The organism is Rhodococcus sp. NPDC059969 (assembly GCF_042738325.1).
Taxonomy (GTDB): domain Bacteria; phylum Actinomycetota; class Actinomycetes; order Mycobacteriales; family Mycobacteriaceae; genus Rhodococcus_F.
Genome location: NZ_JBHWUF010000001.1, coordinates 663,783 through 685,200, shown reverse-complemented (window position 1 = coordinate 685,200; position 21,418 = coordinate 663,783). Strand labels below are relative to the sequence as shown.

Below are 21,418 nucleotides of genomic sequence, written 5' to 3'. Positions count from 1 at the left end.
GGCCTTTCAGCTCGCTGCGCGGATGAGGTGCTTCTGGATCTTGCCGGTCGGTGTACGCGGAAGAATCGTCGCGAACACCACTTCACGCGGAATCTTGTAGCGCGCCAACTTGTCCGAGAGGTAGTCCTTGATGTCGTCGGCGCTGATGACATCCGGTTCACGCCAGACGACGTGCGCGACGACGGTCTCGCCCCATTCTTCGTTGGGTTTTCCGACAACGGCGACGTCGACGACGTCCGGGTGGCCGGAGATCACGTCCTCGACCTCCTTGGAATAGACGTTCTCACCGCCCGTGATGATCATGTCCTTCGCACGGTCGACGATGAAGAGGTAGCCGTCCACATCCTTGCGCGCCAGATCGCCGGTGCGATACCAACCTCCGTCGGCAAAAGCAGCCTTCGTGGCAGCGGGGTCGTCGAGGTACCCCTGCATGACGGTGTCGGCGCGCAGCCAGATCTCACCGATCTGATCGGGCTCCGCGTCGGCACCGTTATCGGCAACCAGGCGCAGGTCGACGCCGGCCAGCGCGACGCGGCCGATCGAGCCCGCCTTGCTCAACTGCTCTTCGGGGTACAGAACAGTGCCCACGGGCCCGGTCTCGGTCATGCCGTAGACCTGCCGGAATTCGGTGGTGCCGTACGACTCCACCAGCCGCCGCGCGACATCCGCACCGATCGGCCCGCCGCCGTACAACCATGCACGAACGCTTCCGAGGTTGTAGTCGGCAAAGTTCGGCACGAGGTTGAGTGCAGTGGTGTAGATGACCGGCGGGCCGAAGCAAAGGGTAATACGTTGTTCCTGAACAGTTTCCAGGAATTTGACGGGGTGGTACTCGCGCAGCAGCACGACGGTTCCGCCCATGTAGAGCGTGGACATGAACCAGTTGTTGAGCGGGGAAGCGTGCCAGATCGGGACGGCCATGAGCAGTCGCTCGTCCCGAGTCGTCGACACGGCGAGGGCCGCGGTGACGGCAACACCGACGACGTTGCGGTGGCTGTGGACGCAGCCCTTGGGCGAGCCGGTAGTCCCCGAGGTGTAGAGGATTTCAGCCGGATCGTTCTCGTCGATGTCGATACCGTCAACACCCTCCTGGCGGGTGATGGCGTCGTCGAAGAAGTCGAAACCGTCTGCGACAGAGTCTGTGCTGATCAGTTTGGCTGTCGTCTCCAATCGACCGACAACCGGCGACAACTCGCCGTCGAAGACGCACACCGACACCTTCGCGTGCTCCAGCACGTAGGCAACTTCGGGCGTCTGCATCTTGTGATTGATGGGGACCACGACGGCGCCCAAGCGCCAGGCACCGAGCATCGCGTACACGAATCCCGGAGTGTTGTAACACATCAGCGCGACGCGGTCACCCGGCTGCACGCCCAGCGTCTGCAAATAGCCCGCGGCACGGCGACTTCCATCCTGAACCTGGGAGTACGTGTGATCGTGACCGCCTGCGATCAGGAAGGGTTTGTCCGGGGTCTTGGTGACGTTGCTGTCGAATACGCGAACGATATTCATCGAAGTCCTTGTCGGAGAATCACGCTCGAAGAGAGTTCATTCCATCGAGCTGTTGAGTACGGCGTCGGGTATCTGGAGGGTGGCGAAGATGACGGCAACCGCCTCCTCGAGGGAGTAGCCGAAGCTTTCGCCGGTGGCAGTCTTCTGGATGACGAGGCCGAAGATCGCAGACCAGAAGGCCTTGGACTCGACGTCGATGCCCGCGCGCAGCTGCCAGCCGGTGCGGATCAAGGTACGGAGGAGGGCGGTTTCGCCCGAGGAGTGCAGAGTGCGAAGCGTTTCGGAGATCAGGTCGCGAAGTTCACCACGACGACCCGTCATCATCATCGCTTCCACGAAGAGTTCGACGCTGGGAGCGCCCGAGCCCAGGAGGGATCCGACCAGCTTCTCGGTGTAATCGCCGACCGTGTCGGCGTCGGCGGCATCGACCTCGGCGCGCTTGCCTGCGCGCAGAACGGCCGCGCATGCCACCTCGACGAACAGCTTTTCTTTGGAGCCGTAGTAGTAGGTCACCTGGTTGGGATGGGCGCCGGCGGCCGTGCAGATCTGCGCGATGGAGACGCTGTCGCCGTTCTCGAGGAACAGCTCGGTTGCGGCGTTGAACAGCGCCATGCGCGTCTGCTTGCCCGACTCACGCGTCGCGCGCGCTGCGGGAACTGCCTCGGTGACCATCACGAACTCCTACTTGTTTGTACGACAAACAATAACTCGGTGTTGTTTGTATGGCAAACAATTTCTTCCCGACGCGATGACATGTCGACTTCTATCGACATGTCTGATGTGCGGGATTACTCTCTGAACATCGAGCACCCGAGAACTTCGGCTTTTCTGCGAGGAGGCGCCCTGCAATGCTCGCGCGATCCGGCTTCTCCCTGCCCACACGCACGACTCTCACGGGCGACTGGGCAGATTTGTTGCGCGAGCATTTTGTCGCGCTCGACGTGTCCGATATCGAAGACGGCGATCGATTCAGCGGGGCCGTCCACTCGGCCCAACTCGCACACGTTCGGGTATCCGCAGTTCAATCGATGGAACAACGAATAGTCCGTAGCAACAGCCTCATCAAAAGCGACGGCGCGGACTATCTGCAGATCGGGATGATCCGCCGCGGTAGCGCGGTAGTGCGCCAAGACGACCGCGAATGCGTCCTGCGACGTGGCGACTACGTCCTGTACGACACCACGCGCCCCTTCGATTGGCAGATCGAGGGACACGCACACGACGGCATCTGGGGACTCGAGGTGTTCACCTGGCCACGGTCGTACCTGTCGCTCAGCGACGCGGAGGTCACGAGCCTGACCGCCATTGCCTTCGACGGACATGCGGGCCTGAGTGGCCTGCTTGGTCGCTTTCTTCACGATCTTGCCTCCGTCCGCATGACGTCCGACGCAAGCGGAGACGAAGAGGAAGTCGTCAACGAGATCGGCAACCTGGTCAAGTCCGTTCTTCACACAACTGCGCGACCGATCACCTCGCGGCGAACCAGCCTCTACGAATCCGCCCTGTCGGTCATAGACGCCCGCATCGCAGACCCGGCCCTGTCTCCGGTGGACATCGCGGGATCGGTCAAAGTCTCCATTCGCCAGTTGCACCGAGCCTTCGCCGAACACGGCACGACGGTGTCACGGTCGATTCGCAGCCGTCGACTCGACGGTTGCCGTCGTGAGATCGTGCAACGAAACGGAGTAGAGCGGTCGCTGACCCAGATTTCTCACCGCTGGGGATTCACCGACCTGGCCGCCTTCAGTCGAGCCTTCAAGGCGGAATTCGGGATCAGCCCGCGGCGATACCGGTCGCAAGCAGCGGCCCCCACAAGTACTACCCGCTGATCTGTAACATCTTCGGACACTTACCCATTGAACATGGTTTTCAAAATTCTCTGTCGCCGAAGCGTATCCACAATTCTTGGCACGGTAGGCCAAGCATCGGGCGCTGACGGCCAAGTTTGCTCGGCTGAGCGGGCGTAGATTTTCGGCACGGCGTTGCCAAGTGCCAGGCACCCGATTCGACCACCTACATCACAGGGAGCACTCATGGAATCTGCAATCGGCGAACACCTTCAATGCCCGCGCACTCTGACCAGGCGGGTTCCGGATACCTATACGCCACCGTTTCCCATGTGGGTCGGGCGCGCAGACGACACATTGCACCAGGTCGTGATGGGCTATCTCGGCGTGCAGTTCCGCAGCGAGGATCAGCGCCCGGCAGCACTGCAGGCGATGCGGGATATCGTCGCCGGCTTCGACTTGCCGGACGGACCGGCACACCACGATCTCACCCATCACATCGACAGCCAGGGCTACGAGAACCTGATCGTGGTCGGTTACTGGAAAGATGTTTCTTCCCAACATCGTTGGAGCACATCACCTCCAGTGGCCTCCTGGTGGGAGTCCGAAGACCGCCTGTCGGACGGATTGGGGTTCTTCCGCGAGATCGTGGCACCGAGAGCCGAACAATTCGAAACGCTCTACGCGTTCCAAGACGACCTCCCCGGGGTGGGAGCTGTCATGGGCGGTGTCAGCGGCGAAATCAACGAGCACGGCTACTGGGGTTCGATGCGCGAGCGGTTTCCGATCTCCCAGACCGACTGGATGCAGGCCTCGGGCGAACTGCGGGTCGTCGCCGGTGACCCCGCCGCAGGTGGACGCGTAGTAGTGCGGGGACACGACAACATCGCACTGATCAGGTCCGGGCAGGACTGGGCCGACGCGGAAGCAGACGAGCGCAGCCTCTACCTGGACGAAATCCTGCCCACTCTTCAATCGGGCATGGACTTCCTCCGCGACAACGGCCCGGCCGTCGGGTGCTACAGCAACCGATTCGTACGCAACATCGACATCGACGGAAACTTCCTCGACCTGAGCTACAACATCGGCCACTGGGCCTCCCTCGACCAACTCGAACGGTGGTCGGAATCCCACCCGACCCATCTACGGATCTTCACGACGTTCTTCCGGGTGGCCGAGGGCCTGTCGAAATTACGCCTCTACCATGAGGTCTCGGTATTCGATGGCGCCGATCAGCTGTACGAGTACGTCAATTGTCATCCCGCGACCGGAATGCTGCGCGACGCGGTGACCACCACCGAGCACTGACCGAAGTCGCCGGAAATCTTCGGCCACGTTCTTTCCCTCGGAGGCAACTCGAGATATGTTGACGAGTGTCGACATATCTCAGTGGAGGCCATCGAGGAAGCGCGGACAGCAGACAGTGACTACTCAACGAAACGAAGAGTTGGCGTTTGCTGTGCTGGCCGACCAAGTGCGTCGACAGATTCTCGACACGCTGGCTACCCACGGCGAGTGCAACGCGGGCTTCATCAGCGATCAAATTTCGACGGTCGGTCGCACCACGGTATCCACACATCTCAAGGCGCTGCGGTTGTCCGGAGTGATCGTCGAACGGCGTCAAGGACGTCATCGCCTGTTCTCGATAGATCCGTCGGGGCCCGCCAACGATGCACTCCAGTTCCTGCGCGACGTCCTCGGGCGAGCGCTGGAAACAGGTTCGAACGCCTCCGAGTTGCCGACCACGGCGACTGAGGATTCCGACGCGGCTTCGGTGCGTCGCCGGGCGTGAGGCCCTATTGAGCCCCAGCACCTATTTCAGGCAGGAAGTAGAACGTGCCAGGTCTCTCCGTAACGGCACAGATCGTGACGACCGACCCACCAGGGTCAGCCTTCGAGCGCCTCGAAACGGGGCAACTGCTCGAACTCGAATGTGAGCAACTGACGGTCGGGGCCGCTGCCGCCATCTCCCTTCCAGTCGGCGACGGCGCACGCGCAGATCTAGCCGGAATGCCGATCACGCTGTTGGGATACGTCGCCGGCGTGAAGCGGGGCCGATCGGTCGTAATCGTGCACCACCAACCGTGGCGCGGCCGCCTGACGATCCGGTTCTTTCCCGACGGCACCGGGACCAGGATCGTTCTCGAGTCCAGCCTCGATCAGGACGGCATTTCCTGGCTTGCCAACAAGCGCGGATTCGCTCCACCCGAACCTCCGCGTTCCGACCGACATCGGATCGGGCTGCTGGTCAGCAAATCCGGCCCGGCAGCTGTATTCGCCCAGGCAACAGAACAACTCGCAGCCCTGGCCGTGGAAGAAATCAATGCCGACGGCGGCGTCGGCGGCGTTCTCGTCGACTTGATAATAGGCGATGACGCTTCCGACTCGGCGGCCGGAGCGGCGACCGCACTGCGATTGGTGAAAAGCGGATGTCGCGCCGTTTTCGCGTGCGTGACATCGTCGACCTTCAATGCCGCTGCATCTGCCTTGCTGAACACCGGTGTGCTGTTGGTGCACACAGTTCTCAACGAGGGAGGTCGATCGCGTCCGGGAGTCCTTCGATTGGGTGAGCGACCACTCGACCAGACGCGAGCGGGTATACCCGCAATGATGTCCGAGACCGGTTCTCGCACTTGGTTCCTGGTCGGCCAGCAGTATTCGTGGTCGTTCGGAGCACATTGGGCGGCCCGGCGTGTGATCGCCGAATCCACAGGTTCGGTGGCCGGCGAAATCTACGTACCGTTGGGGACAACCGACTTCTCACGCATCATCGAGTCGATAGCCGACTCCGGGGCCGAACTGATTCTTTCCACCCTGGTCGGCCATGACGAGGTCTTCTTCGAACGACAATGCGCCCAGCACGGACTGCGGGCCACCACGCGGACGTTTGCATTGGTCCTCGACGAGGCCACTCAGCAGCTCATCGGCAATTCCGATGCTGACGGAGTCTGGGCGGCATTCGGCTACTTTCAATCCGCAGCCGGCGATCACGACCTCGAAAAGCGATACAGCGCGAGCTCGAACGAACTCCTGCCTCCGCTCAGTTCCCTGTCGGAGACAACGTACGAAGCGATCATCGCTTACGCACGCGCAGCCGAAGGAACGTCGGCAGGCGATCCGGAAACAGTACTTCGGCAGCTTGTCACGACGTCGAAAAGCTCTACGAACACCGGTGTTCCACTGCATCGACCGATTTTGCTCGCTGAATCACTCCGTGGGCGCCTGTACCCCCGCTCTCTCTGAGCGCGCGTAACCCGAACTTAACGAGTCAATATGTCGATACCTATTGACGCAATTATGGATCCGGCCCTAGTCTGAAAGACAAGTGAAGCCGATCACATCAGGAGCACACTTCTCATGGCGACAATCCGACCTGACGACAATGCAATAGACACCGCCGCAAGCCATTACGGCATCACTCTCGACCAATCAGCCCGGCTCGAGTGGCCGGCACTGATCGACGGAGCACTGGGCTCCTACGACGTCGTCGACCAGTTGTACGCCGACGAGGCAACCCCGCCGACCACGTCACGCGAGCACAAGGTGCCAACTGCGAGCGAAAATCCTTTGAGCGCTTGGTATGTGACCACAAGCATCCCGCCGACGTCGGACGGCGTCCTGACCGGCCGAAGGGTGGCGATCAAGGACAACGTGACCGTGGCCGGAGTTCCGATGATGAACGGGTCTCGGACAGTAGAAGGGTTCACCCCGTCTCGCGATGCAACTGTCGTCAGTCGGCTACTGGCGGCCGGGGCGACCGTCGCAGGCAAAGCCGTGTGTGAGGACCTGTGTTTCTCCGGCTCGAGCTTCACGCCGGCAAGCGGGCCGGTTCACAACCCATGGGACTCGCAGCGCGAAGCAGGGGGATCATCCGGTGGCAGTGCGGCTCTCGTCGCAAACGGTGACGTCGATTTTGCCATCGGTGGGGATCAGGGCGGATCGATCCGGATCCCGGCGGCATTCTGCGGCGTCGTCGGACACAAGCCGACGTTCGGGCTCGTCCCGTATACCGGGGCATTTCCCATCGAGCGAACAATCGACCACCTCGGCCCCATCACACGCACGGTCCACGATGCCGCACTGATGCTTTCGGTCATCGCCGGCCGCGACGGCAACGACCCACGTCAGCCGGACAGTGTCGAAGCAGGTGACTATTTGTCCACCCTCGACTCCGACGTGGACGGCCTGCGAATCGGAATCGTTCGAGAAGGTTTCGGGCACGCGGTCTCACAACCCGAGGTCGACGACGCAGTCCGCGCAGCGGCACACAGTTTGAGCGAAATCGGCTGCACGGTAGAGGAAGTAAGCATCCCGTGGCACCTGCATGCTTTCCATATCTGGAACGTGATCGCCACGGATGGTGGTGCCTACCAGATGTTGGACGGCAACGGATACGGCATGAACGCCGAAGGTTTGTACGATCCGGAACTGATGGCACACTTTGCTTCTCGACGCATTCAGCACGCCGACGCTCTGTCCGAAACCGTCAAACTAGTGGCGCTGACCGGCCACCACGGCATCACCACCCTCGGCGGCGCGAGCTACGGCAAAGCTCGCAACCTGGTACCGCTCGCCCGCGCCGCCTACGACACTGCCTTGAGACAGTTCGACGTCCTGGTGATGCCCACACTGCCCTACGTCGCATCCGAATTGCCGGCGAACGACGTGGATCGCGCAACCTTCATCACGAAGGCTCTCGGGATGATCGCCAACACAGCACCATTCGACGTGACCGGACACCCGTCCCTGTCCGTTCCCGCCGGCCTGGTGAACGGGCTTCCGGTCGGAATGATGATCACCGGCAAGACCTTCGACGATGCGACGGTCCTCCGGGTCGGGCGCGCATTCGAAAAGCTTCGCGGCGCGTTTCCGGCGCCTGCCGACCACATCTCTGGCTCTGCACCACAACTCAGCCTCACCTAGTTCTGTATCCGCACTTGCACAAAAAATTCCACCGATTCACACATGATCAGCCCGCATAGAAAAGGTGAACCAGATGTCAGTAACGATCGACCACACAACGGAGAACGCCGCACCGGCCCAGGCGCCGGTCTCCGATCGCGCGTGGGCCCTGTTCCGCGCACTCGACGGTAAGGGATTGGTACCCGACGGTTACGTCGAGGGATGGAAGAAGACCTTCGAGGAGGACTTCAGTCCAAGGCGCGGAGCGGAATTGGTCGCGCGGGCTTGGACCGACCCCGAGTTCCGGCAGTTGCTTCTCACCGACGGTACCGCCGCGGTTGCCCAGTACGGATATCTGGGCCCCCAGGGCGAATACATCGTGGCAGTCGAAGACACCCCGACCCTCAAGAACGTGATCGTGTGCTCGCTGTGTTCATGCACCGCATGGCCCATTCTCGGCCTGCCCCCTACCTGGTACAAGAGTTTCGAATACCGTGCGCGAGTGGTGCGTGAGCCACGGAAGGTTCTCTCCGAGATGGGAACCGAAATCGCGTCGGACGTCGAGATCCGCGTCTACGACACCACCGCCGAAACTCGCTACATGGTTCTTCCGCAACGTCCCGCAGGCACCGAAGGCTGGAGCCAGGAACAGCTTCAAGAGATCGTCACCAAGGACTGCCTGATCGGCGTCGCAGTCCCGCAGGTCCCCACCGTCTGATCACCCCGACAAGAAAGAAGCACACCATGGATGGAGTACACGATCTTGCCGGAGTTCAAGGCTTCGGCAAAGTCCCGCATACCGTCAACGCCGACATCGGCCCCACCTTCCACGCCGAGTGGGAACATCTGCCGTACAGCCTGATGTTCGCCGGTGTCGCCGAACTCGGAGCATTCAGCGTCGACGAAGTTCGATACGTCGTCGAGCGGATGGAGCCCCGCCACTACATGATGACCCCGTACTACGAGAGATACGTCATCGGCGTCGCAGCACTGATGGTCGAAAAGGGAATCCTGACGCAGGACGAGCTCGAAAGCCTTGCGGGAGGCCCCTTCCCACTCTCACGCCCCAGCGAATCCGAAGGGCGACCGGCTCGCGCCGACACAACAACCTTCGAGGTCGGTCAGCGAGTACGCGTGCGAGACGAATACGTTCCCGGGCATATTCGAATGCCTGCGTACTGCCGAGGACGCGTGGGGACCATCGCTCACCGGACCACCGAAAAGTGGCCGTTCCCCGACGCAATCGGTCACGGCCGCAACGACGCCGGTGAAGAACCCACGTACCACGTGACGTTCGCTGCGGAGGAACTGTTCGGCAGCGATACAGATGGTGGGAGCGTCGTGGTCGACCTCTTCGAGGGTTACCTCGAGCCGGCGGCCTGATCTTCCAGCAATTCCGGGCGGCGGTCATGCGATCACAGCGCTTCGCATGACCGCCGTCTCCCCACATCGATTCACTCATTCGGAAGGACACTGGAAATCATGGTCGACACACGACTTCCGGTCACGGTGCTGTCAGGTTTCCTGGGCGCCGGGAAGACGACACTACTCAACGAGATCCTGCGCAATCGGGAGGGTCGTCGGGTTGCGGTGATCGTCAACGACATGAGCGAAATCAACATCGACAGTGCAGAAGTCGAGCGTGAGATTTCGCTCAGTCGCTCCGAGGAGAAACTGGTCGAGATGACCAACGGCTGCATCTGCTGCACTCTGCGAGAGGATCTTCTCTCCGAGATCAGTGCCTTGGCCGCCGATGGCCGATTCGACTACCTACTCATCGAATCTTCGGGCATCTCCGAACCGCTGCCCGTCGCAGAAACGTTCACATTCATCGATACCGACGGCCACGCCCTCGCCGACGTCGCCCGACTCGACACCATGGTCACCGTCGTCGACGGCCACAGTTTTCTGCGCGACTACAAGGCTGGGGGCCGCGTCGAAGCCGGTGCCCCGGAAGACGAACGAGACATCGCGGATCTGCTTGTCGATCAGATCGAATTCGCCGATGTGATCCTGGTGAGCAAGGCCGATCTGGTCTCGCGGGAGCATCTGATCGAGCTGACCGCGGTCCTACGATCTTTGAATGCAACTGCCTCGATAGTGCCGATGACGCTCGGACGCATCCCACTCGACACGATTCTCGATACCGGTTTGTTCTCGCTCGAGAAAGCGGCGCAGGCCCCCGGATGGCTACAAGAACTCCAGGGTGAACACATCCCCGAAACCGAAGAGTACGGAATCAGTTCGGTGGTGTACCGCGAGCGCGCACCCTTCCACCCCCAACGGCTGCATGATTTCCTCAGCAGCGAGTGGACCAACGGAAAGTTACTTCGCGCCAAGGGCTACTACTGGAATGCCGGCCGGTTCACCGAGATCGGGAGTATTTCTCAGGCCGGTCATCTCATTCGCCACGGATACGTCGGCCGTTGGTGGAAGTTTCTACCCCGCGACGAGTGGCCGGCCGACGACTACCGTCGTGACGGAATCCTCGACAAGTGGGAAGAACCTGTTGGAGACTGCCGACAAGAACTCGTCTTCATCGGCCAAGCCATCGACCCGTCTCGACTGCACCGAGAACTCGACGCGTGTCTGCTCACCACAGCCGAGATCGAACTCGGGCCGGACGTGTGGACCACCTGGAGCGACCCCCTGGGCGCCGGCTATACCGGCCAGACCGTCTGATCTCGATCACTTCGGAATGAGTTTCCCCGACCTGGCGATACTTAAAATCACGCTGATTTGAAGGCAAGCCCGCAGCGCAACGGCCGCTTGTCCGAAAACTGTCAACAGTTCTACACGGAGAAATGGCTACCCTTAGGTTTACGCTGCTCGCATGTTTTCTTCCGTCGCAGCGAAGATCCGCCTGGTGGTGGCACTGCTCCTCACTGCCCTCCTGGCGCTGACTCTGTCATCGTGCTCGAGTGGCTCGGATTCGTCGGCAGCCCCCACAGACCTGTGTGCACCTCCAGGAGTGGGAGCCGCAACCGCGGCGCCCACAAACCTGGATGCGGCAGCGGGTGCGGGCGCCGAAGACCGCTACACCACGGCCACCGTCACACCGGTCAATCAGATCGACACCTCGAAGCTGAATCTGATCAAACCCGGGGTCATCACGGTCGGCACGCTCGGTGACGCGCCCCCGAGCATCTGCGTCAACTCCGAGAACCAGTACACCGGTTACGACAACGAACTCCTCAAGGCCGTCGCGGACAAGCTGGGCTTGAAGGTCGAGTTCGTCGGCACCGAGTTCGCCGGTCTACTCGCCCAGGTTGCCGGTCGACGCTTCGACGTCGGCTCGTCGTCCATCACCACCACAGACGACCGTCGCAACACCGTCGGCTTCACCAACGGTTACGACTTCGGTTACTTCTCCCTCGTGGTCCCCAACGGCAGCGCGATCACCGGCTTCGGCGACCTGGACGCATCCAAGCGCATCGGCGTCGTGCAGGGAACCGTTCAGGACGACTACGTCGTGAACACGCTCAAGCTCGATCCCGTGAAGTTCCCCGACTACGCCACGGCGTACGCGAACCTCAAGTCCGGACAGATCGACGCTTGGGTAGCTCCGTCTCAGCAGGCCGAAGGCGCGATCGCTCCCGGTGATCCGACCTCGATCATCCAGAACACCTTCTCGGTCAACAACTTCGTCGGCTGGGCGGTGAACAAGGAGAACCAGCCGCTGATCGACGCCCTCAACTCCGGCCTCGACGCAGTCATCGACGACGGAACCTGGTCTCAGCTGTACGCCGACTGGGTGCCGCGCCAACTCCCCGAAGGCTGGAAGCCCGGATCCAAGGCCGCGGCCACTCCGGAACTGCCCGACTTCGCAGCCATCGCAGCAGAAAACGCAGCCAACGGCGACGGTGGGGATACCGCGTCGTATCAACCGAAGTCGACGCTCGAACAGCTCAAGGACACGTTCTTCGACTGGGATCTGTACAAGAAGGCATTCCCCGATCTCCTCAAGACCGGTCTGCCCAACACCCTGATCCTCGCGCTCGCGTCGGGCATCATCGGCACGATCCTCGGCATGCTGCTCGCTGTCGCCGGTATCTCGCGAACCCGTTGGCTGCGCTGGCCCGCCCGCGTCTACACCGACATTTTCCGTGGCCTGCCCGCCGTCGTCATCATCTTGATCATCGGGCTCGGCGTCGGGCCGATCGTCAAGGGAATCACCGGCAGCAATCCGTACTGGCTCGGTGTCGCGGCGCTGTCGCTGCTCGCGTCGGCGTACATCGGTGAGATCTTCAGATCCGGTATCCAGAGTGTCGAGTCCGGGCAGCTCGAAGCCTCCCGTGCCCTCGGCTTCAGCTACCGAAAGTCCATGTCGCTGGTCGTCATCCCGCAGGGTGTACGACGCGTTCTGCCGGCGTTGATGAACCAGTTCATCTCGCTGATCAAGGACTCGTCGCTGATCTACTTCCTCGGTCTGCTCGTCACCCAGCGGGAACTCTTTGCCGTCGGACGCGATCTCAACGCCCAGACCGGCAGCCTGTCCCCGCTCGTCGCGGCAGGCTTGTTCTACCTTGCTCTGACCATCCCGCTGACGCACCTCGTCAACTACATCGACAACCGACTCCGGACTGGACGCGCCGACACCTCAGGCACGTTGGATCCGCTCGAGCAGGCCATCGTCGTGGAAAGGGGCTGAGGACATGACCACCAGCTCTGAACTGAAGTCCGTATCGCTCACCGGCAAGGACCTGCATCTGTCCTTCGGTACCAACAAGGTGCTTCGCGGCGTCAACCTGCACGTCGACGCCGGAAACACCGTCACCGTCATCGGACCCTCCGGTTCGGGCAAATCGACGCTCCTGCGGGTGCTGAACCGTCTGCACGAGCCCGAGCAGGGTGACGTGCTGCTCGACGGGAAGTCCGTCCTGAAGGACAACCCCGACGAGCTTCGCCAGCGAATCGGCATGGTGTTCCAGCACTTCAACCTGTTCCCGCACAAGACTGTCGCCGAGAACATCGCACTGGGGCCGAACAAGCTCAAAGGGTTGTCCAAGGAACAGGCTCGGGCGCTCGCACTCGAGCAGCTGGATCTGGTGGGGCTCAAGGAGAAGGCCGACTCGCGGCCCGGCAACCTTTCGGGAGGTCAGCAGCAGCGCGTCGCCATTGCCCGCGCCCTGGCGATGAAGCCCGAGGTCATGTTCTTCGACGAGGCGACGTCGGCTCTGGACCCCGAGCTGGTCAAGGGTGTTCTGGCATTGATGGCCGATCTCGCGAAGTCCGGCATGACCATGGTCGTCGTGACGCACGAAATGGGTTTCGCGCGTTCCGTTTCCGACAAGGTGCTCTTCATGGATCGTGGCGCCGTTGTCGAAACCGGAACTCCGGAACAGCTTTTCGACGATCCCGAAACCGATCGACTGCAGGCGTTCCTGTCACAGGTTCTCTGACTCGGGCGCGCTTGCGCGAGATCGACGGGCATTGATCCTGGACGCCTGAAGCATCAGATGGTCACGTTCGGCGAGGTTGGATGCCTTGTGCGCTGCATCGGCATACAGCCTCGCCGCCGTCTCCAGGTCTCCGTCGCGTTCACGGAGATAGGCCTCGACTGCGGCATGGCGTGGAAGTGAATCGTCCAGCGCTGCAAGAGCTGCCAAGCCTGCGCGCGGTCCGTCCGCCTCGCCGACGGCCACCGCTCGGTTGAGCCGGACGATCGGGCTGTCGGTCAGGGCTGCGAGTTCGTCGTACCACTCCACGATCTGCACCCAGTCGGTCTCGTCTGCTGTGAAAGCGTCGGCATGGAGTGCGGCAATGGCGGCCTGGGCCTGGAACTCACCGAGCCGGTCGCGAGCGAGAGCTGCCTGGAGGATCACGACTCCTTCGGCAATCGAATCGGTGTCCCACCGGCTGCGATCCTGCTCGGCGAGCGGAACTAAGCTGCCGTCCGCGGCAGTTCGCGCGGCTCGACGAGCGTGATGGAGCAGCATCAGTGCGAGCAACCCTGCGACCTCGGGGTGATCGATCGCGGCCGCCAACTGCCGGGTGAGCCGGATGGCCTCGGCAGCCAGGTCGACGTCGCCGGAGTACCCCTCGTTGAAGACCAGATAGAGGACACGCAGGACGGTGGCGACATCGCCGGGTTGCTCGAACCGGACGCCGGAGACCGTGCGCTTGGCTCGGCTGATGCGCTGAGCCATCGTCGCCTCGGGCACCAGGTAGGCCTGCGCAATCTGGCGGGTGGTCAGCCCGCCGACAGCGCGCAGCGTGAGTGCGACGGCGGACGACGGCGTCAACGACGGGTGCGCGCACAGAAAGTAGAGCTGGAGTGTGTCGTCCACTGCCGGCGCGGGCCCGTTCACTTGCTGCTCGCCTGGCTGCTCGTCGACAAGAAACTCCCGCTTGCGACGAGCCGCATCCGAACGGATCCCGTCGAGGAACCGCCGCCAGGCCACTGTGACCAGCCAGCCCTTCGGGTCCCGCGGCGGGTTGTCCGGCCAGACCCTGACCGCCTCGAGCAGAGCGTCCTGCACGGCGTCCTCGGCCGACGCGAAATCTGCTCCGCGGCGAACGAGGATGCCGAGCACGCTCGGAGTCAGACTCCGAAGCAAGGCGTCGTCCATGACAGCTCTCAGTCCGTGATGGTCGGCGGCTCGGTCAGGAACGGACGCAGTTCGAGCCATTCGTGAATCGGCTTCCCGCCGGCGCCGGGTGCGGCCGAAAGCTCACCGGCCAATTGGACGGCTCGGTCGTAGTTGTCGACGTCGATCACCATCCAGCCGGCAATGAGGTCCTTGGTCTCCGCGAACGGGCCGTCTGTGACCGGGGGACGACCCTCGCCGTCGTACCGGACAAAGGTGCCCTCAGGAGCGAGAGCCTGACCGTCGACGAACTCGCCCGCCTTCTCGAGCCGATCCGCGAAATCCTGCATGTACTTCACGTGAGCTGTGATCTCTTCCGGTGTCCACTGGTCCATCGGCACGTCGTTGACTGCAGCCGGAGCGCCGCGGTAGTGCTTGAGCAGCAAGTACTTGGCCATCTTGAATCTCCTCTGTGTCGGTGCCACCCATTCTGGTCGCACGTCACTACAGGGACGAAGCAAGTTGGGGATTCTCGACATCGCGGGGCTATTCTCGACATCGCGGGGCTTCGGGGCCCTAGATCCACCCCTGCCGGCGGGCGATCACTGCAGCTTCGTGCCGATTGGCAGCACCGAGTTTGGTGACAGCTGACGACAGATAGTTCCGCGTGGTTCCTGCCGAGAGGTGTGCCCGGGAAGCGATCTGCTCGATGGATGCTCCGTCCGCCGCGTACTCGAGTACGTCCGATTCACGCGGAGTAAGCGGTGAGTCACCGGCGCCGATTGCCTCGGCTGCCAACGACGGATCGACGTACCGCCCGCCCCCGTGGACGCTGCGGACCACCTCGGCGAGCGTCGCCGCGGGCGTCGTCTTCGGCAGAAATCCGCGGACGCCTGCTGACAGAGCCTTCTTCAGGTACCCGGGACGCCCGTGGCTCGTCACGATGATCGAGACGCACCCCGAGACCGTCTGCGCAATCTGTTGCGCCGTCTCGATCCCGTCGATCCCGGCCATCTGAAGGTCGAGCACGGCTACGTCAGGTTGATGCTTCGCAGCAGCGATCACGGCGTCCTCGCCGGATTCGGCTTCCGCTACGACAACGATGTCGTCTTCGAGCGACAACATCATGGCCAGAGCCGAGCGGATCAGGTTCTCGTCGTCGGCCAGCAGTACCTTGATCGGCTCGGTCACCGAGACTCCTTCGTTCGGGACGGAAAGTGGGCGGTGAGGGTGAAGCGATCTTCGTCCTGGACGGTTTCGACAGTTCCTCCGACGGCGCCGACGCGCTCGCGCAATCCGTTCAGGCCGGTTCCGTTGTTCGGCTCTGCGATACGTGCGCCGTCGTTGGCAATCACGACGCCGTCCGCGAACACCTCGATGCTGCAATTCTCAGCACTCGAGTGCCGGAGAATGTTGGTCACTCCTTCACGGACGACCCAGGCAGCGGCTTCGGCCAGTTCCACCGGCAGTTGATCCGCCGATCCACGTATCGCGGTGGAGATTCCGGCGGCCTCGAGCAAAGACTGCGCACCGGCCAACTCGGACGCCAAGGCGATGGACCGGTATCCCCGAACCAACTCGCGCGCTTCGTCGAGTGAATCTTGCGCAAGTTCGCGTACTTCGTCCATCTGCGCGGCGGCACGATCGTCGCCGCGTCGTGAAAGCGTGGCTGCAAGTTCACTTTTCACCGCAATTGCAGACAGTGCCCGCCCGACGACGTCATGCAGATCACGCGAAAATCGCAACCGCTCCTCGGCGACGGACAGAGCAGCGGCGGCTCCGCGTGCCTCGTCCAATTCGGTAACCATCCGCAGCAGCCAGACCGACATGTAGACGGTCAGCCCCATGAAGCCGGCAACGATTCCGACGGACACGCCGCTTTCCGGACCCGCAAGCAGTCCCAAGACAACCCCGGCGACCACCGAGCCCACGATCAGCCAGCGCAACGACGTCAACCCGGCAAGGGGAACCACAAGGATTGCCGCCAGCCAGAAGTACGGGCCGTTCTCGCCATTGCTTCCCAAGGCAATTCCCGCCGAACAGAACGCCGACAACGTCATCACGGCAAGAGGAATCTGGACGGGCTTGACCACTATCCCGCCCAGATCAGGCATCCGAGACACGGCGATGACGCACGCAACGGCACTGATTCCGAGGAAGACACCCGACAGATACCGATCCGCAACGACCTCGGTGACCGCACCGAAGCCACCGAAAACCACTGCGACCATGATGAACGATTGCCGCGTGTAGAGGCGAACCTTGTCGACGTTCGACGCGGTTCGCCACGTCCGTCTCGGATTCCAGCGTCCGAAGTTCTGCGCGATCATGCCCACTACCTTCTCAGAGTTCTACGAACGCGGTTCCCAGCGGAAGTGGACGTTCGCGATCAGAACCGAACCGACGATCCACGCCAGCATGACCAACAGCGGTTGCGCAGCCGAACCGAAGGTGTCGACAAATCCGGCCGCAGCACCGGGCGCATCGCCCAGATCGGCCAGTTCGCCAGTGGTCCGCCCCAGCCATCCGAGATTGAGAAGGTCGACCACCGCGGCCAGCGGAGTGAAATCGAGAATGCGAGCAACGTTGTCCGGCACGACATTCCTGATCGAAGACATACCTGCCGTCGCCAGAATCAGAATCGGCATGCAGGTTATCTGCGCTGCTTCTGCGTTCCGAGTGACGGCCGAAGTGATCAACGCCAGCGCGGTGAAGAGCGCGGCGCCGCCTATCACCGCGGCCAGCACCAGCACGGGATTAACCGGAGCACTGCCGCCGAGAACCATCACGGCGATGCCGATGACCACCGTCAACAGTCCGGTGAGCACCCACGACGGCACTGCCGGGCCCGCGAGGATCTCGGCGTCGCTGCATTCCCCGGTCCGCAGTCGCTTGAGAACCAACTCGTCACGACGCGTCGCGTACACCGACAGCAGGTTGTAGAAGACCACGAACACGAGCAGGAAGAGTGCAAACACCTCGAGGCCTGCCGACACCGACTTGTCGGACAACCCGCCATCGCGTGAGAGGTACAGCATCCCCACGGGAAAGATCAACGGGAGGACGATTGCGTTGAAGAGCAACAGTCGATTTCGTCCCAGGAGCGTGAACTCCGAACGAGACAGGGTTGCTATGCGGTTCATGCCGACGCTCCTTCGAGAGTTGCGTGATGATCGAATTGGTCTGCAATGGAGAGGAATACGGTCTCCAGGGATGCCGCGCGGGCATCCAGCCCGGTCAGCAGGATGTTGTTGTGCTGTGCCCACAGCAGCAGTTCCGTCAGAGTCTCCTGCACTGTGCGAGTGGTGATCACCACCAGATCGTTTTCGACGCGTACCTCGGCGCCGGCCAGCGCTGGGAGCGGAAGACCTGGGCGGTGCAGTTTGATCTGGGCGGGATGATCCGCGACGACGTCCGCCACGGTTCCGCTGCGCACCACCGATCCTCGGTGCATGATCGCCAACTGGTCGCACAGGGACTCGGCCTCGTCCAGGTAGTGTGTCGTCAACATGATGGTGACGCCCGACGCTTTTAAGTCAGCGATCAATTGCCAAGTGTTACGACGACTTTCGGGGTCCAGTCCGGTAGTCGGTTCGTCGAGAAATAGGACGAGGGGACGGCCGATGATCGCGCATGCCAGGTCCAGTCGGCGCGCTTCACCTCCCGAGAGGAACTTCACGCGGGTATCGCCACGGTCACGCATGTCCACGCGCTCGAGGACCTCGTCGACGGGAAGTGGATTCGAGCAGGTTCCTGCCCACATCGCCAAACTCTCACGGGCAGTGAGATCTTGGGGAAGACCGCCCTTCTGAAGCATGATGCCCAGTGACGGGCGAATCTGCTTGCGGTTGCGCACCGGATCCATCCCCAGAACGCGCACGGTACCCGCACTGGCTCGCGAAAGACCCTGAATCACTTCGAGAGTGGATGTCTTGCCGGCACCGTTAGTTCCGAGGAGGCCGAACAACTCGCCTTCCTGGACACTCAGATCAAGATTGCGGACAGCATCGAACGCATCCTTGCCCGAGCCGTAGCGCCGCGACATTCCGACAACGTCGATCACGGGATCGCCCTTCATCGCTGCGCCTCCTCTCGGTTCCAGCCGCGCAGTCCGATCACGAATCGGATACCCGCATAGACAGCGAGAGCGGCAACAAGAATCCAGAACACGGGATTTTAGCCGATGATCGCGAACAGCACTCCGATGATCGCGATATTCACGACGATCACTACAAGTTCGCGGCCCATCGTGGGTGCGGGTCCGATGTCCATCAGGTCCGTCAGGAGGCTTCCCTCATGTGGTTCTCTCATGCATCCAAGCTTCGCGGGAAGTCAGAGCCGAGAACAGTGCACAGCGTCATCACCTGCGGTGAAGCCGTCATGGATCGGCGATGACAAATGTCATGCGACGTCCCCGCGGGGACGCGTCGTAAACCGCGGGTAAGGGTCACCTCGTTGGTTTGCCGTTCATTTTTACGTTCCTTTACCCTTGCTTAGATCTTCTACGGTTCCCGAAGTCCGTACATCGAATCTCGGGAGTTCACGGTGGCTATCAAGCCTTTGGCCTTGTTCGTCAAACACGACGGCGTGTCTGCACGCGCGTCGATCACCTGCCAGTACAAGTGCGGAAATGCGTGCTCTCACGAGGTCCCCAACGCCTCGGGCGGCGAGTACTTTCGCGACATCGCACGCACGGCGTTGACTCGTCGCGGCATGCTCCGGGGCAGCGGCATGGCGGTCCTCGCGGTGGGGGCCGGCAGTGCCCTCGTCGCCTGTTCGGACGAATCTGCAAGCGCCGAACCGGGAACCGGTTCGGCGAGTGGCAGCAGCAGCGGATCGACACCGGCGGGAACGAACTTCAGCGCTGTCGCTCCCAACAAGGAAGACAAGGTCACCGTCCCTGACGGATACGATCAGGCCGTCGTGATTCGCTGGGGTGACGCCGTTCTCGCCGGTGCCCCGGCTTTCGACTTCGACAAGCAGACTGCGGCAGCGCAGGAACTGCAGTTCGGATTCAACAACGACTTCGCCGGATTGCTTCCGGTCGACGGACAGCCCAACACCTACCTACTCGTGGTCAACCACGAATACTCCACCGAGCCCGCGATGTTCCGCGGCTACGATGCGGAGAACCCGACCGAGGAGCAGTTCAAGATCGGCTTGGCCAGCCACGGACTGTCGGTCGTCCAGGTCAAGGGAGAATCCGACAACGGCAAGCTGGTGCCGGAGATCGGATCGAACAACCGCCGCATCACCGGAACCACGGAATTTGTCGTGACCGGCCCCGCTGCAGGTAGCGACTTCCTCAAGACGAGCGCCGATCCCACCGGAACCAAAGTGCTCGGCACCCTCAACAACTGCGCGGGCGGCGTCACACCTTGGGGCACAGTGCTTTCCGGCGAAGAGAACTTCAACCAGTACTTCGCGAACGCCGAGGGCGTCACCGATCCCACGGTTGCAGCGCGGCTGAAGCGCTACGGTCTTGCCGGCGCCGCTTCCGAGCGCAAGTGGGAACGCTTCGACAAGCGGTTCGATCTGGTCGCAGAACCCAACGAGGTCAACCGATTCGGATACGTCGTCGAGATTGATCCCTGGGATCCGTCGTCCACTCCGATCAAGCACACAGCGCTCGGACGTTTCAAGCACGAAGCCGCCACCATTTACATCACGTCGGACGGCACCGTCGTTGCTTACAGCGGCGACGACGAGCGCTTCGACTACATGTACAAGTTCGTCTCAAGCCGAAAGATGCAGGAAGGCAAGAGTCAAGCAGCCATGCGTCACAACATGACTCTGCTCGACGCCGGAACGCTGTACGTCGCCAAGCTCAGTGGAAACTCTGTCGGCGAGATCGACGGCAGCGGCAAGCTCCCCTCGGACGGCAAGTTCGACGGAAGCGGTGAGTGGGTGGCCATCCTGCGCACCGGCGAAGACGGCAAGGGCGAATCGCTGGTCGACGGCATGAGCGCCGAAGAGGTAGCCGTCTTCACCCGCCAGGCCGGCGACAAGGTCGGGGCAACGAAGATGGACCGCCCCGAGGACTTCGAGGCAAACCCGAAGAGCGGCAAGGTTTACGTCGCGCTGACCAACAACACCAAGCGCGGCGTCGACGGTGGCGCAGCGGCCGACGAGGCGAACCCGCGCAACAACAACAAGAACGGCCAGGTCCTCGAAATCACCGACGACCACGCCGGCACCACCTTCGGCTGGAATCTCCTACTCGTCTGCGGTGATCCAGCCACAGCCGACACCTACTTCGGTGGATTCGACAAGAGCAAGGTCAGCCCCATCTCGTGCCCGGACAACCTTGCCTTCGACCCGCACGGAAACCTGTGGATCTCCACCGACGGCAACGCACTCAAGTCCAACGACGGACTGTTCAGTGTTGTTCTCGAAGGCGAAAATCGTGGTGAGACAAAGCAGTTCCTCACCGTCCCCGTCGGCGCCGAAACCTGCGGACCGATTGTGGACGAGAAGCGCGTCATCGTCTGCGTCCAGCACCCCGGCGAGACCGACGACGCCAGCATCGAAAGCCCCGCATCCCATTGGCCCGACGGTGGTTCCTCCCAGCCTCGCCCGTCGGTAGTTGCAGCCTGGAAGAAGGACGGATCTCGGCTCGGCTCGTAATACGCACGAAAACGACGTGGGGCAGATCGCATACTTTGCGATCTACCCCACGTCGTTTAC

20 protein-coding genes are annotated in these 21,418 nt (G+C 62.1%); 11 read left to right on the top strand and 9 right to left on the bottom strand.

The window, feature by feature from the left end; translation table 11 throughout:
• Nucleotides 1-6: 6 nt before the first annotated feature.
• Nucleotides 7-1,512, bottom strand: coding sequence for a class I adenylate-forming enzyme family protein (locus ACFWAD_RS03120; RefSeq protein ID WP_378541302.1), 1,506 nt, complete (start codon nucleotides 1,510-1,512; stop codon nucleotides 7-9).
• Between the two features lie 36 nt (nucleotides 1,513-1,548).
• The gene (locus tag ACFWAD_RS03115) at nucleotides 1,549-2,184 is read right to left on the bottom strand and encodes a TetR/AcrR family transcriptional regulator C-terminal domain-containing protein (RefSeq protein ID WP_378541300.1); all 636 of its coding nucleotides are present in this window, start codon (nucleotides 2,182-2,184) and stop codon (nucleotides 1,549-1,551) included.
• Nucleotides 2,185-2,360: 176 nt separating this feature from the next.
• Here ACFWAD_RS03115 and ACFWAD_RS03110 point away from each other — a divergent pair, with 176 nt between their 5' ends.
• From ACFWAD_RS03110 to ACFWAD_RS03065, 10 genes are all read left to right on the top strand, one after another.
• The gene (locus ACFWAD_RS03110) at nucleotides 2,361-3,341 is read left to right on the top strand and encodes a helix-turn-helix domain-containing protein (protein WP_378541298.1); all 981 of its coding nucleotides are present in this window, start codon (nucleotides 2,361-2,363) and stop codon (nucleotides 3,339-3,341) included.
• 204 nt (nucleotides 3,342-3,545) lie between these two features.
• Entirely contained in the window at nucleotides 3,546-4,607 is a 1,062-nt protein-coding gene (locus tag ACFWAD_RS03105; protein WP_378541296.1) for a phenylacetaldoxime dehydratase family protein, read from the top strand.
• 115 nt (nucleotides 4,608-4,722) lie between these two features.
• The gene (locus ACFWAD_RS03100) at nucleotides 4,723-5,091 is read left to right on the top strand and encodes an ArsR/SmtB family transcription factor (RefSeq protein WP_378541294.1); all 369 of its coding nucleotides are present in this window, start codon (nucleotides 4,723-4,725) and stop codon (nucleotides 5,089-5,091) included.
• 44 nt (nucleotides 5,092-5,135) lie between these two features.
• Nucleotides 5,136-6,542: a substrate-binding protein gene (locus ACFWAD_RS03095; RefSeq protein ID WP_378541292.1), complete on the top strand. Its 1,407-nt coding sequence runs from the start codon at nucleotides 5,136-5,138 to the stop codon at nucleotides 6,540-6,542.
• A 114-nt stretch (nucleotides 6,543-6,656) separates the two neighbouring features.
• Complete coding sequence (locus ACFWAD_RS03090; RefSeq protein WP_378541290.1) at nucleotides 6,657-8,222, top strand: amidase; 1,566 nt, start codon at nucleotides 6,657-6,659, stop codon at nucleotides 8,220-8,222.
• 73 nt (nucleotides 8,223-8,295) lie between these two features.
• Nucleotides 8,296-8,919: a nitrile hydratase subunit alpha gene (gene nthA, locus ACFWAD_RS03085; protein WP_042450854.1), complete on the top strand. Its 624-nt coding sequence runs from the start codon at nucleotides 8,296-8,298 to the stop codon at nucleotides 8,917-8,919.
• A 26-nt stretch (nucleotides 8,920-8,945) separates the two neighbouring features.
• Entirely contained in the window at nucleotides 8,946-9,584 is a 639-nt protein-coding gene (nthB, locus tag ACFWAD_RS03080; RefSeq protein ID WP_378541288.1) for a nitrile hydratase subunit beta, read from the top strand.
• Between the two features lie 99 nt (nucleotides 9,585-9,683).
• Nucleotides 9,684-10,883, top strand: coding sequence for a zinc metallochaperone GTPase ZigA (gene zigA / locus ACFWAD_RS03075; RefSeq protein ID WP_378541286.1), 1,200 nt, complete (start codon nucleotides 9,684-9,686; stop codon nucleotides 10,881-10,883).
• A 151-nt stretch (nucleotides 10,884-11,034) separates the two neighbouring features.
• Complete coding sequence (locus tag ACFWAD_RS03070) at nucleotides 11,035-12,852, top strand: ABC transporter substrate-binding protein/permease (protein ID WP_378541284.1); 1,818 nt, start codon at nucleotides 11,035-11,037, stop codon at nucleotides 12,850-12,852.
• A 4-nt stretch (nucleotides 12,853-12,856) separates the two neighbouring features.
• Nucleotides 12,857-13,603 carry an amino acid ABC transporter ATP-binding protein gene (locus ACFWAD_RS03065; RefSeq protein WP_020909781.1) on the top strand — a complete coding sequence of 249 codons (747 nt, stop codon included), beginning with the start codon at nucleotides 12,857-12,859 and terminating at the stop codon, nucleotides 13,601-13,603.
• Here ACFWAD_RS03065 and ACFWAD_RS03060 read toward each other — a convergent pair.
• The 7 genes from ACFWAD_RS03060 to ACFWAD_RS03030 form a co-directional block, all read right to left on the bottom strand.
• A complete protein-coding gene (locus ACFWAD_RS03060) occupies nucleotides 13,589-14,773 on the bottom strand; it encodes an RNA polymerase sigma factor (protein ID WP_378542897.1) in 1,185 nt (394 codons plus the stop codon). The two genes, ACFWAD_RS03065 and ACFWAD_RS03060, sit on opposite strands and share 15 nt — an antisense overlap.
• Before the next feature lie 8 nt (nucleotides 14,774-14,781).
• On the bottom strand, nucleotides 14,782-15,189 hold the full coding sequence (locus tag ACFWAD_RS03055; RefSeq protein ID WP_283377368.1) for a YciI family protein: 408 nt from the start codon (nucleotides 15,187-15,189) through the stop codon (nucleotides 14,782-14,784).
• 118 nt (nucleotides 15,190-15,307) lie between these two features.
• Nucleotides 15,308-15,922, bottom strand: a complete 615-nt coding sequence (locus ACFWAD_RS03050) for a DNA-binding response regulator (RefSeq protein WP_378541282.1) — start codon at nucleotides 15,920-15,922, stop codon at nucleotides 15,308-15,310.
• Nucleotides 15,919-17,061, bottom strand: a complete 1,143-nt coding sequence (locus ACFWAD_RS03045; RefSeq protein ID WP_378529991.1) for a sensor histidine kinase — start codon at nucleotides 17,059-17,061, stop codon at nucleotides 15,919-15,921. The genes ACFWAD_RS03050 and ACFWAD_RS03045 overlap by 4 nt, the downstream gene beginning before the upstream one ends.
• A 21-nt stretch (nucleotides 17,062-17,082) precedes the next feature.
• Nucleotides 17,083-17,874, bottom strand: coding sequence for an ABC transporter permease (locus ACFWAD_RS03040; RefSeq protein WP_378541280.1), 792 nt, complete (start codon nucleotides 17,872-17,874; stop codon nucleotides 17,083-17,085).
• Nucleotides 17,871-18,809, bottom strand: a complete 939-nt coding sequence (locus ACFWAD_RS03035; protein WP_378529987.1) for an ABC transporter ATP-binding protein — start codon at nucleotides 18,807-18,809, stop codon at nucleotides 17,871-17,873. The genes ACFWAD_RS03040 and ACFWAD_RS03035 overlap by 4 nt, the downstream gene beginning before the upstream one ends.
• A 98-nt stretch (nucleotides 18,810-18,907) precedes the next feature.
• Nucleotides 18,908-19,042 carry a hypothetical protein gene (locus tag ACFWAD_RS03030; RefSeq protein WP_378541278.1) on the bottom strand — a complete coding sequence of 45 codons (135 nt, stop codon included), beginning with the start codon at nucleotides 19,040-19,042 and terminating at the stop codon, nucleotides 18,908-18,910.
• Between the two features lie 234 nt (nucleotides 19,043-19,276).
• Here ACFWAD_RS03030 and ACFWAD_RS03025 point away from each other — a divergent pair, with 234 nt between their 5' ends.
• Nucleotides 19,277-21,358: a PhoX family protein gene (locus ACFWAD_RS03025; RefSeq protein ID WP_378541276.1), complete on the top strand. Its 2,082-nt coding sequence runs from the start codon at nucleotides 19,277-19,279 to the stop codon at nucleotides 21,356-21,358.
• Nucleotides 21,359-21,418: the final 60 nt, after the last annotated feature.